This is a genomic window from Haloquadratum walsbyi J07HQW2, from assembly GCF_000415985.1.
Lineage (GTDB): Archaea > Halobacteriota > Halobacteria > Halobacteriales > Haloferacaceae > Haloquadratum > Haloquadratum walsbyi_B.
On the sequence record NZ_KE356561.1, the window covers coordinates 1287249 to 1301866 of the forward strand.

Consider the following 14618-nt stretch of genomic DNA (forward strand, 5'->3'; position numbering starts at 1 on the left):
GGACTCGTCTTGGACGGTCACAGACCGCTTGACGACGAGGTGGATGTACCAGTCACCGCCACGACGCACTAACTCGCTGTCCCGAATATCACCCTCACGGACGAGTTGGTAGTCCTTGTACGAGACGTGGGCAGGAGCCAGATGGAGTTTCCCCGCCTGTTCAGGGTCGTAGACGGGGACTGTGACCCACCACGACGAAAGAACGGTGTCCTCGTCGTGGGACACGTCGAACACGTCGTTGCGAAGGACGACAGGTTCTTGAGTGCCGGGATTCATACATTTCTGTCGCTGTACTTTCGACGCCTGCTGACCGGTCGCAGGGTAGAGGTCAGCGTCTCCGCCGTGAACAGCCGTCTGGAACGCTTCGTACTCACGGGCGAGTAGGTCGGTTTTCTTGATGATCAGCGAGTGGATTTTAACCCCCACCGTGGTTGAGACGTTCCGTTCCGTTCCGTTGCATGCTATGCTACTCACCTGCTTTGCTTTGACATCGGTGTACTCTTCAGTGACTTCGCTGGATACGTCGCCCGCAGTTGAGACGAAGTACGAGCGTGTCCATAGCGACGGCAAGCCGAACTCAAACTCCTCTCCTCCCGAAGTCGGCGCGAAGAGTAGCCTTTGAGCTGTTGCATGATTTTGTTTGGGGCGAGAGTCGGGTCGCCTGTGATGAGCAGGTGTACGTGGTCGGGGCGAATCGCCAACTCCAGTATTTCGAGGTCAAGGTCGTCGGCTTTCTCCTCGATGAGTTCTTCAAGACGGTCACGTGCCTCGCTCGTTAGTGCCGATTTGCAGTACTTCGGGCATCAGATGAAGTGGGATTGGGGTTTGTGGACATTGGTACGTTCCCTGTCGAACACAACGAGGCATCATCAATATATAGAGCAGCCTCAGCTAATGATGTTACGTAAGCATCCAACTCCAGCCGTGGCTACGAGCGTGGATTGATTCGCAGTTGTCGGGTTGATCTCAGCCGGAAACGGGGCGGGGGTGGGCTTTCGCCTTGCTACCGCTGTAATCAATCAGATTGTGTTTATCTACTGTTGATTTTCGATCAAGGAGAGATATCGAAAAGTAACTTAGTTAGATATTATTAGGAGGTAACCATTGAGATGAAACAAAAAATAGCATCCGTGCAGAGGGATTCAGCAGCGTTTGAGTTGCAGAGAGTAGTTCAGTTATCCGTATAGCGGATATTCATCTGTCAATGTATCGACGCGGTTACTGACAGTGGCGATCAACTCATCATCGTTTGGATTGTCAATAAGATCAATCATAAGTTCACCAACCTCGCGAACTGTCGACTCAGTAAATCCTCTGGTAGTAAGTGCTGGAGTTCCGACACGAATACCGCTTGGATTGAATGCTGACCGTGTCTCACCAGGGACCGTGTTCGCGTTCATGATAATGCCAGCTGATTCGAGGGCTGCTTCAACTTCTTTTCCAGTTGTTTCTGGGTGTGATGGTCGAAGGTCAACAAGAACAAGATGATTATCAGTACCACCGGAGACAACAGAAAGTCCAGCGTCGGTGAACGTATCTGCGAGTGCCTCCGCGTTCTTCAGTGTCTGTTCAGCGTATGCCTCGAAGTTACTGGAGAGTGCTTCCTTGAATCCGACTGCCTTCCCAGCGATATTGTGCATAAGCGGTCCACCCTGTGCACCTGGGAATACCGAATTATCGATATCATCGGCGTGTTCTTCATTACACATAATAATACCGCCACGTCCTGCACGAATTGTCTTATGTGTTGATCCAGTCACGAAGTCTGCTACGCCGATGGGGGAGGCGTGAACACCGGCTGCAACAAGACCGGTGATATGGGCAATATCAGCAAGATGATATGCATCAGCAAGATCTGCAGCCTCTTGAATTCGCTCAAATTCGACCTCTCGTGGATATGCAGAGTATCCAGAAACGATAATATCGGGATTAAATTCATCAGCTTTTGATTTGAGACCCTCATAATCGATATATCCCGTTTCAGGGTTAACTTCGTACTGCTCAACAGTATACGTCTGTCCGGTGAAATTTGCTGGGTGACCGTGGCTTAGATGCCCACCGTGTGTGAGATCCAGTGAGAGTATTTTATCTCCGGGGTCAAGCGCAGTGAGATATACAGCCATATTCGCTTGAGTCCCGGAGTGTGGTTGGACATTAACATGTTCAGCACCCCATAGTTCTTCGGCGCGCTCAATTGCAAGTGTCTCAATGTCATCAGCGTATTCACAGCCAGCGTAATATCGCTCACCGGGATATCCCTCAGCGTACTTGTTTGTCAGTGCGCTTCCTTGTGCTTCAAGTACGGCTTCGCTGACGTGATTTTCACTCGCAATCATCGCGAGCGTATCCTCCTGACGCTGTCGTTCATTCGAAAGGGCATCGGCTGCATCCGGATCGACATCGCGAATATGACTACGTTCCATACAAATCATCGAGGGCGTTACTCCAATAAGTGTGTCCACTTCCCGTGATTTTACCTGTCTATTTTCCCTCGTCGTGTCGGTAATTGTATATTTAGAATAAGACTAAATTGATATTTCATAAATGCAGGTGGTTTCGTTCAACATAAGTTAGCGACATTTGTATCACTACAGTTATGAACTAATCCATAATATATCAGTCAACAATTATTTTATTTGTGTATGGTCATCTATAGATACAAATACCGTTTTAACGAGTGCTTTGACGGTAATAAACAGATTTCATAGAGTATTCCACGAAATTTAGCTTGTAATAAATTTCAATACGCTGTAGTACGCTATATCGCCCATGAGTATTGATGCGAATGTGCTTGGCACAGATATGGCGCATGTGCTTGGCTCCGTGCTTTCAGAAGCGACGGGAACGGTGTATATGATTAATCCAACTCAAAATCTCGCTAAGGCACTCGTTACAGACTGTTCTGATACGCTCATCAGTAATACTAATGTTCGATTATTGTCTAATGAACAACTACTGAAGGATGTGATGGATGATTTTATTGTTGCGAGCAATGCAGCCGAACTCGTCGACTCAGATGTACTTACACTCCGAACAGGTGACATTTCAGAGCCGAACTCATTGGTTGTGACCACGAATTCAACTGTTACTATAGTTCAAGTGAATAATCGAGTTGCTGGGATGGTTGCGGATGATACCGAATTTGTTGCCGACGTACGCGGTTTGTATGAGCAGACGTTTGAATCAGCAGCATCGTATCCACTACGGACACCAGCGATTTCATCCGTCCGGTCAACACTCGCAAGTGAAATTGGTGATGAGACACGATCAGATTTTGATTCGATGCTGACAACACTACAGACCGCCCGTGGTGATGGGAAGGGACTCAACGAAGTAACAATTAGCCTATTGGTCGCTGCAAAAAATAATGTGCTCCTCTATGATATTTCAAAATGGGGCGAAGATGTCGGAATTGCAAGTAAGGCAACATTCTCACGAACAAAAACGGAACTTGAAGAATCAGGTCTTATTGACACTGAAAAAGTCCCAATTGATGTCGGTCGACCGCGGCTTCGATTGAAGCTTGGTCATAATCGGCTTGTGAGTGCTAGTTCCGATCAATTAGCTGGTGTCGCAAAAAATCTACTCGCATAGATTGAAATCAGCAATGACAATAGTAGGTCATTGTATATTCGTGTGTATTTTTATTATTGGCTGATGACTCATCCCTGTGAGCTATGCATTTGCGGTTGTCGGATCAGGGCCGTCTGCTGCGATTAATGCTGCAAGCCAGGTAATCGTATCTGATATGAATCCAGACCCTGATGCAGGTGGCTCAGAGTCAAACTCAAAGTCAAAATCAACATTCATTCGCACTGATTCACCGATAGATGCAGATGTAACTGTCGTTATAACGACAACCAATCAGGCAACGAATGATATAACGGCAGTAACTTCGGAAGCACTCACTGCTGGCTCACCTGTAGTTCTTGTTGAATTCGGTGGAATGGGTGGATGTTCTATCGACGAGGTTGATGCTGCAATTACCGCGTTCCCTGTATGTGGACCCACTTTTGAGACATTGCAAACACGTGTTATAGCGGCGAGATCATCGAGCAATACAGAATTTACAGACCGAGTCATCATCACAGCAGGTTCACTCGCTGGTCAGCGAGCTGTTGCAATGTGCAATAGATCTGATGGCGATAGTGACAGTGATGTCTCCGGAACCGTGCTCGAGATCTCGGGAACAACAGTCGGACCTGAACGAGATCTAATAGATATCCCGGAGGTAAGCACTCACAGTGGTGATGTAGTTGAGCAGTTCATTCCACAGCAGACAACCCGCAATGTAGATCTTGAAGTATCGCTTTCTCGTGCTGAGCGGGCTGTCGATGATCGACTCGGGATCATCACACAGGTTGGTGAGCGTGAGTCATTCCCTGCTCCATATTATATCGCACAAACAGCATCAACGAAGTCAATTAGTGATGTTCGTGCCGTTGAGTTTGCTGCTGGTGTTGATATCGACTGGAATGCTGCATATATGAAGGCACTCGGAGAAGCACTTGAGCGATACTGTGCAGGAGTCTACCGAACTGAGATGTTTATCACAGCATCCGAGCATGCACAGAATGGACCGGTCTCTCCTCAACAGTTCGTGCAACCAAAGGAAACGCCGACATACGATCCGAGCACGCCAATCTCATGGGTTCCCGGCGTAGATCTGTCAAATGATGAGCGTGTGACACTGCCGGCAACATTCGTCTACCATCCACCGCCAGATGAGCGATACCGTCCAGCAATCACAACAGGTCTCGGACTTGGGAATGGAGGCGTTGAAGCTCTGCGTGCTGGGCTCTCTGAGGTCATCGAACGCGACGCAGCAATGCTCGCTTGGTATTCAACGTTCGAACCAATTGAACTGACAGTTGATGATGAACAGTATCAGACACTCTGTCAGCGCGCTCAGGGAGTAGGACTCAATGTACAGACAATTTTACTCACTCAAGATATTGATATTCCCGTGATTGCAACTGCGGTTTACCGTAATGATGGTGAGTGGCCACGGTTCGCTATTGGGTCAGCCGCAGGTCTTGACCCGTTTACAACCGCACAAGGGTCGCTTACAGAGGCGTTACAAAATTGGATGGAGTTGCGAGCAATGGGAGAAGATGATGCATCGGATGCTGCCGGGGCGATTGGTGAGTATGCAACATTCCCGGATCGTGCACGGGAGTTCATTATGAGCGAAAACACAATTTCAGCGGAAGATATAGCACCCTCACCAATACCAACCGGGGAACACGCAGTTCAGTCGCTCATTGACCGTGTGATTGAGGTTGATCTTGACGTGTATGCGACACGAATAACGACGCGCGATGTTTCGAAACTTGGGTTTGAAGTTGTCAGAGTGCTTATTCCAAGAGCACAACCTCTATTTCAACAGAATAGTTTCTTTGGTGAGCGTGCTAGGAATATACCACGCGAGTTTGGCTTCAATTCAAGGCTTGATCGATCGTTTCACCCATTCCCATGACAGTTGACCTGTATGAGTAGCTCATCATGACCGCGTACCATTACCAACAGTACTCGTGCAGCTAGTCATATCCAGATTGGGGTAGTTGCCGGTATTACTGGCAAAGTGATCAGATCGGTATCACAGCTCGGGTATCAAGATAAGATTAAAAGATATCATATTAGATAACAACGTAGCCACGATCATAGATTTAGAAATTTGATTTTATATTGCATCTATAACTCAAAATATCAAACTCCGAATGTCGCTCGAAGCATATCACGCGTGCCTGGTCCTAATCCAACCGCCAAGACCGCAATAAGAAGTAACATTGTATACCGAGGACTCTCCTCGAATATCTCTGGTTCGAACACCCAGATGACGAATGTCGCTGCAAGGAGCTTTATAATGAGAAATGGCCATGTGTCACCGGTAATACTCAGAACTGATACCGGAAGTATCGATCCAGTGACGTCGACAACGAGTTGATTAACGGGGTGTTTCGGGACAAGATTCGGTCCAGCGCCAATCGCGCGCATCCAATCAAGCCCAATTACATTTGCGACTCCATCGACGGCATGTCCCCAGATGATAACTAATCCAATAAGTTCTGTACCACGGTTGATAGACGGTGCGAGTGTTTTGATTGCCCACCATGTGACTCCGGTTACGAGAGTTGCCCCAGTGAGTACACTGAGAAGCACCTGTGGGTAAAATTCAACGCTAGGAGCAGAGGTAACGACGAGTGAAATAAGATACCCAAGAGCAAGTGTGAGTACACCTATTCCAGTGATGAACAGAAGTCGGTCATATCGACCGACGATACCGCGACGTTCTGCCCAAACAGTGAGTCCGACAGCAGCGAGTGTGACTGCAAAAACGGTGAAATAGATAATCGGGCTGATAACAAGTGTGTTGAGTGGATAACTAATGAGCGCGTCAGCGGACGGTATTGCATCGTTTGCATCTTCAATGACTCTGAGTGCCCCGCCAAAAAAGACGAATGGGGTAAGCGCGTAGAATAGTTGTCGATCAGATCCAATGTTGAGTTGCCGAAGGAGAAATACAATCCCGATTAGCGCGACAAGTAGGGTGATCATGTATCCAATTTCAGAAACGAGCGTATAACCAGGATAAGCAACAGGCTCAGCAGCGTTAGCACAGGTTACCGTACTAGTTAGGTATTGCACTGTCGATCCAGGTCTAACCGCACAGACTGCAGAGTTGGCGTCTGCCTGAACCGGTCCCCAGAAATAATGCCAGAGAAAGCTATCATAAACTGCTTCTGGGGCAATGAGCGACCCAATAACAAGCACAGCAACTGTCGTTGATACGGTGCCGACCCACAGACGTTCTGGGGAAGTATCGAAGCGAGCAGCGACAGTAGACATATATATATTGGCGATGGCATCACTGTTGAGAATTCCGGTCTAATTCAAAGCATGCGGCGACAGCTCTATTGATTACTCTATAATAATCGATCATTCAATTGCGGGTGAATGAAGTATACGCATCATTAGGTGTCTACCAATCGTGCCGATGCAATAATTTCTAACGAACTATCAGATGATATCTGACAATATCATATAAACAGGCAGTCTCCGAGCTGAAGATCAGACGAAAATTGACATATTTCCGCACACCTCCGAGTCTGTGTTTCAGTTCATAATATCTGCGTGATGACGCATTATAATGCAGGCAGATATCTGTCATAATACTGAGTTAAATCGGGGGGTTATTCTAGATAAGGAGTAGTAAAGATCACAAATACCATATTGGTTCATTTTGTGGTTGCATCTGGATTACCGATAGACTGTGCTGCTGAAAGAGCCTCTGAGTGTATCACGCCATTTGAGGCAACAAGCCCAACGGAGTCGTGTCGGAAGGTGTCACCGTGAATATCTGTCACAGTACCACCGGCAGCACGAACCATCGCTACACCGGCAAGTGTATCCCAGGGGTTTGTCCGAAGATTTGTAATAACACCATCAAGCGAACCATCAGCAACACTGGCGAGAGCAGCCTGTGCAGAACCGATTCGGCGAAGGTCACCGAAACGATCGACGACAGCTTGACATGCATTGCCAAATTCATCGCGTGAATCGAAATCCCACCACATCGTTGGGGAGACAACGCCCGCCTCTGGGTCTGCTGTCTCCGAAACTGATACACGGGAACCGTTCCGATATGTTGATTCGCCATCTGTCCAGTAATCATCGTTGAGTTCTGGAAGTGTGATGACCCCAGCAGTGGTAACACCATCGCACACGACAGCAACGACCGTTGCCCACGTTCGCGTTCCACGAACATAGTTATTTGTGCCATCAATCGGGTCGATAACCCATGCAGCACCATTTTCAGGAACCATTTTCAGTGCATCCCCTTCTTCGCCGACAATAGCATCGTCAGGGAATGTCGCACGGATCGACTCAATAACCGCTGTTTGAGCATCGCGATCGACTTGTGTTACTACATCTGTCTTGGCATCTTTTTTTTCAATAATAAGTTTAGTTCGGAAATTATCAGCAGCAACGTCTGCACCAGCACGCGCAGCATCACGTGCGACACTGATACGTTCAGCTATCGTCATCGTGTGTAAGGTTCGTTGTTAATACGGGGATATCTGCGCGGGCAACAATCGACTGTGAAACGCTACCGACGAGATTTTCCGTATAATCAGATCGACGGGTCCCCATTGTGATTAGGTCAATATCTGCTTCAGTAGCGTATGAGATAATCTCATCAGCTGGGTCGCCCTTACGAAGTGCAGTCGTTGTTGTGATGTCAGAGTCATGGAACAGACGAGTAGTCGTTTCAAGAGTAGCCTCGCCTTCGGTCTCAAGTTCAGCGATTACGTCGGCTTTCATGCCGTCCTGGAGGGTAAGGAATGCTCGATCATCAACAACATATAGAATGTGTACTACTGCATCGCGGCGAGTAGCAATGTCAACCACATGATCGATGACCGTCTGCATCGCATCGGTCCCATCTGTTGGTAATAAAATTCGATTGAACATATAGTCTCATATATCGAGTATATCCCCTCGGTTCTATATCCTGCTTTCTTCTCCCGCGATATACTGATTATTATCCAACTGAGTGTAAATCTGCAGACATTACAAACAGCAATAGGTATGTTTAAATCGTGATAATATATTTACTCTTGATGATTATATCGCGCGTGACATTATTGAGTGCATCGAGACGAGCGCTATTATTACAATCTAGATGAGAGTACACGATCATCGTGAGGGATCGTCGATTTCGCGGATGAGCTTGTATCATATTGAGCGTGCAACGGTAATCCGGATTGAATTTGATCATAGTTGACATCAATGATATAGTATAATTGTTCAATCAATCTATCAATACTAGTGGGTATGATTCTTCAATAAGAATCACCATCCACGAGCGAATGATTTTCTTACTGGATAACGGACAGCTAACAATGAGTGTGATTGCACTGTTGAGCGTTGCACCAGTTATCGAAGAGAGTATGGCAAGTCATGTTGCGGATGCCGTGGCAGCACTTGATGAGTTCCCAGTTAGTTATGAGACAAATCCAATGGGGACAGTTATTGAAGCAGATGATACGGAGACACTGTTTGCTGCTGCACAGGCTGCTCATGATGCTGTCGACGCAGATCGTGTGAGTACCGTTTTGAAAATTGACGACAAGCGGGCACGCGAGACGACTGCTCAGGAGAAGGTTGATGCTGTCGAAGAGAATCTCGGTCGACCTGCTCAAAGTGGTATTACATCGCCAACCGAAGAATCGAAGACAAAAGCAGAGACAAATGATTAGTGAGTGATTCCTCTAATTTTGTTCTCGGGTATAATAAAAACGTTCATAAAGCTGGATGTAGAGCCGAGGCAGAAGTTAGAAATTTTAGATTTGACATCCAGATATTGTATCATATTTGTATGTCATATTGCGTATATTAGATATGTCTGCGCAAATAATAAAAATAACAAAATGATTACCTCTGACGCTTGAGCGAACCCCTTTATCTAGTGCCCCGCAATGTTGAGTATGGACTCAATCAACCGGATGGCGGTTGAGCTTGTTGACGAAGCGATTGATTTTGCTGAGGAACTCCGAATCACTCCACAGGAATTAGATTCCGGTGCGAGAGTACTTGATTTTGGTGTAAACGCAGAAGGTGGTGTTGAGGCCGGATTATTGCTCGCTGAGATCCAGACTGCCGGGTTGGCGACGATACAGACGCGGATGGATGATGTTGCAGGCGTACAGACGCCGCATGTTGAAGTTCAAACAGACCATCCGGCAGTAGCATTATTATGCTCACAAAAGGCAGGATGGGAGCTTGAATTCGATGACCCAGTGTTCGAAGGGCTTGGAGCAGGACCAGCTCGTGCACTTGTCGCCGAAGAAGATGAATTTCGCACTTTAGAGTACTTTGATGAGTTTGAGTTGGCTGTGCTTAGTATTGAAAGCATTTCACTCCCGTCTAAGACTGTCATTGACCATGTTGCCCAGAAGGCAGATGTAAATCCGGGTGGAGTTATGCTCCCAACATATGCCACTGGATCCATCGTCGGTAGTGTCACAGCCGCAGCACGGGCTGCAGAGCTTGCATTATTCCGATTATTTGAGCTTGGATACGATGTCCGAAACGTTCATTCAGCCTATGGGTCAGCACCAATCGCACCAATCAGTCATAATGAAAGCGTTGCAATGGGGCGAACAAACGATGCATTAGCATATGGAGGTACCGTGCATCTCACCGTCACAACGGATGATCCTGTGCTTGAACAGCTTCCTTCGACTGCTCATAATAAATATGGGACACCGTTTCAAGAAATCTTCGCCGAGGCAGATTGGGATTTCTATGACGTTCCGGAAAGCGTCTTTGCGCCTGCACAAGTGACGGTTGATGTAATTGACGGTCCAACGCATGTTCTTGGTGACACAAATGAGGAACTTGTTGCTGAATCATTTGATTATTGATCATACTCTCCGTGATCCTATCATTTAGATTACGTATTTATTTCATTAGTTCGGTGAATGTCATATTAGTCACAAAGTTGTTGACATCTGTACTGCTGTAGCGTACATAATAACCGACATCAGGTTCACAAAACCCGCTGAAGCTAAAATTAATATCAGGCTGCTGGTGTTGCTGGATCATCATCGGTGTCTCCATCAGTCTCAGTGGATGAGTCATCCGTGTTAAGAAGACCATCATCAGCATCATTATTGCCGTGCTGCTCACGGAGTCGGCGGATACGCGTCGGAATCGGTGGGTGAGTCATATGGAATGCGGCGTATGCTGGATGTGGAAATGGATTCTGTAAATTTTCACCAGCAAGCGTTTGAAGCGCCTGTGTCATGGCTCTTGATCCACCCATGGTCTCAGCTGCAAAATCATCGGCTTCGCGTTCATGCGACAGTGAAAGCCGGTTTGTCACAGGTGAAAGTAATCCAAGAGCTGGTCCGGCGTATAATAGCCCAATCGCTAATGCAGCGTACGTCACTGATGGGAGATTAAATGCAGTGTATACCCACCCAGAACTAGTAATCCACCACAGGAAAGCAAAGACTACTCCCATTTGGACTGCAGACACAGCGAGTTGCTTCCAGATGTGTGCTCTCTTCCAGTGCGCAAGCTCGTGTGCAAGGACCGCCTGAATTGAGTCAGTATTCATCTGTTCAATAAGAGTGTCAAACAATACGACTCGTTTCGCACGACCAAATCCAATAAAGTACGCGTTTGAATGCGAGGAGCGACGACTTGCATCCATTTCGTATATTTGTTCACAATCAAATCCAGCTCGCTCAAATACATCTTCGACTGCATCGTGAAGCGCTCCAGACTCGATCGGCTCAAAATCGTTGAACAGTGGTGCGATTACTCGTGGGTAAATAACCATTGTTGCGAGTGATACGCCAATTACAACGAGCCACCCAAGAACGGGCCATAACGATGGGACAGCCTGTATAACCCAAAGGACCACCCCCCCGATTAGGGTCGTTGCAATGAGTCCAATGACAAGACCGATAATCCAATCACGGAGCCATAACATTATTGACTGATTATTGAATCCAAATCGATCTTCAATAACAAATGTCTTGTATATATCAAATGGTGCATTGAACAAACGCGACGCAAAAACAGCACCGGCAATGAGTAGTATACCCTGTACCGATGGACCAAATCCAGTTTTTGTGAGTGTTTGTACCAGACCAGCGTAGGCACCGGTCAATACAACGCCTAGCACAGTTGCGAGTCCAACCCATGATTGAATCCGTGAGAGAATTGTTGTTGAGCGTTGATATGAAAGTATTCGCTCGGGGTCTGAAATATTGAGTCCCTCACGGATCCACGTGTCTGCATCGCGAACAGCCGTGGTCCCATAGCTGATATTAATTGCATCAAGTGCTGAATACAACACCTGTACACCAACGAGTAGGACAGTAAGTCCAATGACTGGGGTTGATATCGAAAGCATATCTAAATCATTGGGAGCCGACAGTTTCAATCTCTCGGGAGGAACACATGTTATGACTGTGACGTACTCTGAATTTTGAGATAGAATAAACACCGCGAGTCATGACTGTTGATATCAAACATTACAGGTATAAATATCAATCAAGAGGAAACATTATAACAAGCGGTCTGAACGCTATGAGTCCGATGTGTCAATAGAGGTAGTAATGTCAACAACCGTTCCGACACCTTTCGACTGCCCTTCACGGAACACAAATCGTTGTCCTTCTTCAACAAGATACGGGCGGAATTTGAACTCAACAGTCGCAATGCCGGTGTCACCAGGAAGGAGTTGTCCATCGTCTGGGTGGAAAATGACAGCCTCACTCGCTGTTTGGAGATGAACAACTGGCTCATATCCATCTCGGATTCGCGTCGGGTGGTTTAAAACCATTATTTCAGCCTCAAATGATCGAACAGGAATCGGGTCATTCTCTGCTGGGAGAAGTGCCATACCGCGCTCAATTTCTTCTTCATCGACGCCTTTCAGGGCGATGCCAACAATTCTTCCTGCTTCCGCGCGGTCAACGCGATGATAGTGCATTTCGATTGAACGAACCTCAACATCGCGGAATGAGCCATCTGGCATTGGACCAAGTTGTAACTCATCACCAGCTTCAACACAACCGGATTCGACTGTTCCTGAGGCGACAGCACCAACACCGGTCACTGAGTACGTTCGGTCAACGTACATCCGGAAGTCGTCTCGATCATGGTTGGTCGTCTTCGGGAGCGACTCAAACATCGAATCAAGGTCATCAAGTCCAGTCATCGACACTGCACTCGTTCGAAGAATCGGGACCACTGAGTCACTCAGTTCATTGACAGCCGCAGCGACTCCATGTCGCTCAATTAAAAATGGCGTTCGACCGACATCGCGAAGTAATCGTTCAACGGCGCGTTCAACCTCAGCAACACGCTCATTATCGACCATGTCAACTTTTGTGATCGCAACAACCGTCGGAAGTTCCATTGCGAGTAAAATACCAAGATGTTCACGTGTTGTTTTTGTGGGACCATCATCAGCGGCGACAACGAGAAGACCATAATCAAGTCGTTGACCAACAAGTCCACGAATAGTTGTTCGGAGCCACGGCTCATGACCTACTGTATCAACGAATGAAACAAGACGATCAGACTCTTCGACGACCCGGGCTCGGTCTGATTTTCGATGTGGATTATCCATATGGACGGTCTCGGTGCTGGTGAATCCATACACAGCATATGAGAGGTCAGCCGAAAGACCGCGTTCGACCTCGTGAGGTTGAACATCAAGAAATCCACGGGTCTGTCCTTGCCCGTCATCCGCAGTCCCGGTAACAAGTGAGCCTACAAGAGTCGACTTTCCATGATCAACATGACCGGCTGTCCCGACGACGATGTGATCATCATCGACATTGAGCATCGACCCTTCAGTAATGGTTGCAACCCCGACACGACCACGCTCTATCTCAGTGCCAACGCCCCAAGTCTCAACATCTTCAATATGCGCTCCAGCCTCTTCAGCAAGCACAGAAAGAACATCCATAGACTCTGAGAACGCATCTGCAGAAATACCGGCAATGCCACCATCGTCGGTTACACCGATAACATACATTGCAGTGCCATCACCTGAGAGTACTCGGTGACGTAGTTGCGCTGCAAGGCTTTCGAGTCGCCCGTCTGCGAGGTGCACCTCACGGGAGAGTCGTTCTTTAAATTCAACGTTGCCCCCCTCCTCCTCGCCGCGATCAAGAGCCGCCTCAAGAGCGGCTCGATCAGCGCTCATACTATTTGGTACGTAATGAGTTAATAAAACCTTTTTCGTGGTGTGGCTTCCCTTCTCACACTAGTGATATTGAGATATACTGTGGATATCAATTAACACGACAGTATCATGCAAGCGAAAGATTGAGTTCAACTATTGTTATTCAAGAAGCTCAAAGCTGCATCCTGAGTCACATCAGATGGTATAATCATATTAATAATCCTCGTTGGGTTTTATTATCTCGCATATGGGTCATGACTGAAACAGTCAATAAACACTAAACCTCTGATGTCCACGCTAGTTGGTGACGTGGGTAGTCACGATAATTCCTCGAAATCAAATGGGGTAAAGAATAACATATGATTGCGATTACTTATTCAGAGAGATATTCATATGCTTTATTCACGCGTTTGAACCTTTCTTCATCACCTGTTTCGGTATCGGGGTGAGTCTCTTTGACCCGCTCACGATATGCACGTTTAATCGTTGCTTGATCAGCATCAGAATCAACGCCAAGTGTTTGATATGCCTCTACAGTGCTAAGTCCACTCGAGCGTCGTGATGTTCGATTGCTCCGCTCGCGGGTCTGCCGGTGGTTTGCTGCACGCCGTCCTGGTCCAAATCCCTCAAAACTACCTGATCCACGCGCGGCACTTCTGGATTGATTCGCACGACGGCGACTACCCCGTTGTCGGGTTGCACCTGCACGGATTTTTTTCTCAATGCGTCCACTTGCATGATACCAAAGAAGATACGTCGCTATTGCGAAGGGGACAGCAACGACAAGTAAGAATAACTGATAGACGAACGAGAGTATTGTCAGTAAAGTCGTGATACCTGCAAAGACGGCTGCGATTCCGACGACGAGGCGATCTCCGTCCACATCAGTATCTAAACATCA

11 protein-coding genes and 1 pseudogene are annotated in these 14618 nt (G+C 47.3%); 4 read left to right on the top strand and 8 right to left on the bottom strand.

Going from position 1 to position 14618, the window contains the following annotated elements:
• Positions 1-480 precede the first annotated feature (480 nt).
• Both tnpA and glyA read right to left on the bottom strand, forming a co-directional pair.
• Positions 481-857, bottom strand: a pseudogene (gene tnpA / locus J07HQW2_RS17945) (IS200/IS605 family transposase); the annotation flags it as partial.
• 318 nt (positions 858-1175) lie between these two features.
• Positions 1176-2423, bottom strand: a complete 1248-nt coding sequence (gene glyA, locus J07HQW2_RS05850; protein WP_021054496.1) for a serine hydroxymethyltransferase — start codon at positions 2421-2423, stop codon at positions 1176-1178.
• A 352-nt stretch (positions 2424-2775) separates the two neighbouring features.
• Here glyA and tbsP point away from each other — a divergent pair, with 352 nt between their 5' ends.
• Together tbsP and J07HQW2_RS05860 are read left to right on the top strand one after the other, a co-directional pair.
• Entirely contained in the window at positions 2776-3594 is an 819-nt protein-coding gene (gene tbsP, locus J07HQW2_RS05855; RefSeq protein ID WP_048075512.1) for a transcriptional regulator TbsP, read from the top strand.
• 76 nt (positions 3595-3670) lie between these two features.
• Entirely contained in the window at positions 3671-5479 is a 1809-nt protein-coding gene (locus tag J07HQW2_RS05860) for a YcaO-like family protein (RefSeq protein ID WP_021054498.1), read from the top strand.
• Between the two features lie 230 nt (positions 5480-5709).
• Here J07HQW2_RS05860 and J07HQW2_RS05865 read toward each other — a convergent pair whose 3' ends face one another.
• From J07HQW2_RS05865 to J07HQW2_RS05875, 3 genes are all read right to left on the bottom strand, one after another.
• Positions 5710-6849 (bottom strand): DUF63 family protein, encoded by a 1140-nt coding sequence (locus J07HQW2_RS05865; protein ID WP_021054499.1) that lies wholly within the window; start codon positions 6847-6849, stop codon positions 5710-5712.
• A 389-nt stretch (positions 6850-7238) separates the two neighbouring features.
• Complete coding sequence (locus J07HQW2_RS05870; protein WP_021054500.1) at positions 7239-8048, bottom strand: inositol monophosphatase family protein; 810 nt, start codon at positions 8046-8048, stop codon at positions 7239-7241.
• A complete protein-coding gene (locus J07HQW2_RS05875) occupies positions 8035-8475 on the bottom strand; it encodes a universal stress protein (RefSeq protein ID WP_021054501.1) in 441 nt (146 codons plus the stop codon). The genes J07HQW2_RS05870 and J07HQW2_RS05875 overlap by 14 nt, the downstream gene beginning before the upstream one ends.
• Positions 8476-8906: 431 nt before the next feature.
• Here J07HQW2_RS05875 and J07HQW2_RS05885 point away from each other — a divergent pair, with 431 nt between their 5' ends.
• Positions 8907-9263 (top strand): MTH1187 family thiamine-binding protein, encoded by a 357-nt coding sequence (locus J07HQW2_RS05885; RefSeq protein ID WP_048075513.1) that lies wholly within the window; start codon positions 8907-8909, stop codon positions 9261-9263.
• A 228-nt stretch (positions 9264-9491) separates the two neighbouring features.
• Complete coding sequence (mch, locus tag J07HQW2_RS05890; protein WP_021054503.1) at positions 9492-10430, top strand: methenyltetrahydromethanopterin cyclohydrolase; 939 nt, start codon at positions 9492-9494, stop codon at positions 10428-10430.
• Positions 10431-10585: 155 nt separating this feature from the next.
• On the opposite strand, the gene J07HQW2_RS05895 is transcribed toward mch, so the two are convergent.
• From J07HQW2_RS05895 to J07HQW2_RS05905, 3 genes are all read right to left on the bottom strand, one after another.
• On the bottom strand, positions 10586-11932 hold the full coding sequence (locus J07HQW2_RS05895) for a M48 family metallopeptidase (RefSeq protein ID WP_021054504.1): 1347 nt from the start codon (positions 11930-11932) through the stop codon (positions 10586-10588).
• Positions 11933-12106: 174 nt separating this feature from the next.
• Complete coding sequence (locus J07HQW2_RS05900) at positions 12107-13738, bottom strand: GTPBP1 family GTP-binding protein (RefSeq protein ID WP_021054505.1); 1632 nt, start codon at positions 13736-13738, stop codon at positions 12107-12109.
• Positions 13739-14090: 352 nt separating this feature from the next.
• Positions 14091-14600, bottom strand: coding sequence for a J domain-containing protein (locus J07HQW2_RS05905; RefSeq protein ID WP_021054506.1), 510 nt, complete (start codon positions 14598-14600; stop codon positions 14091-14093).
• Between the last annotated feature and the right edge of the window lie 18 nt (positions 14601-14618).

Excerpts from the sequence above, each read along its gene's own strand:
- mch (WP_021054503.1), top strand. The coding sequence starts at position 9,492 with ATGGACTCAATCAACCGGATGGCGGTTGAGCTTGTTGACGAAGCGATT.
- J07HQW2_RS05895 (WP_021054504.1), bottom strand. The coding sequence starts at position 11,932 with ATGCTTTCGATATCAACCCCAGTCATTGGACTTACTGTCCTACTCGTT.
- J07HQW2_RS05885 (WP_048075513.1), top strand. The coding sequence starts at position 8,907 with ATGAGTGTGATTGCACTGTTGAGCGTTGCACCAGTTATCGAAGAGAGT.
- J07HQW2_RS05875 (WP_021054501.1), bottom strand. The coding sequence starts at position 8,475 with ATGTTCAATCGAATTTTATTACCAACAGATGGGACCGATGCGATGCAG.
- glyA (WP_021054496.1), bottom strand. The coding sequence starts at position 2,423 with ATGGAACGTAGTCATATTCGCGATGTCGATCCGGATGCAGCCGATGCC.
- J07HQW2_RS05870 (WP_021054500.1), bottom strand. The coding sequence starts at position 8,048 with ATGACGATAGCTGAACGTATCAGTGTCGCACGTGATGCTGCGCGTGCT.
- J07HQW2_RS05865 (WP_021054499.1), bottom strand. The coding sequence starts at position 6,849 with ATGTCTACTGTCGCTGCTCGCTTCGATACTTCCCCAGAACGTCTGTGG.
- J07HQW2_RS05900 (WP_021054505.1), bottom strand. The coding sequence starts at position 13,738 with ATGAGCGCTGATCGAGCCGCTCTTGAGGCGGCTCTTGATCGCGGCGAG.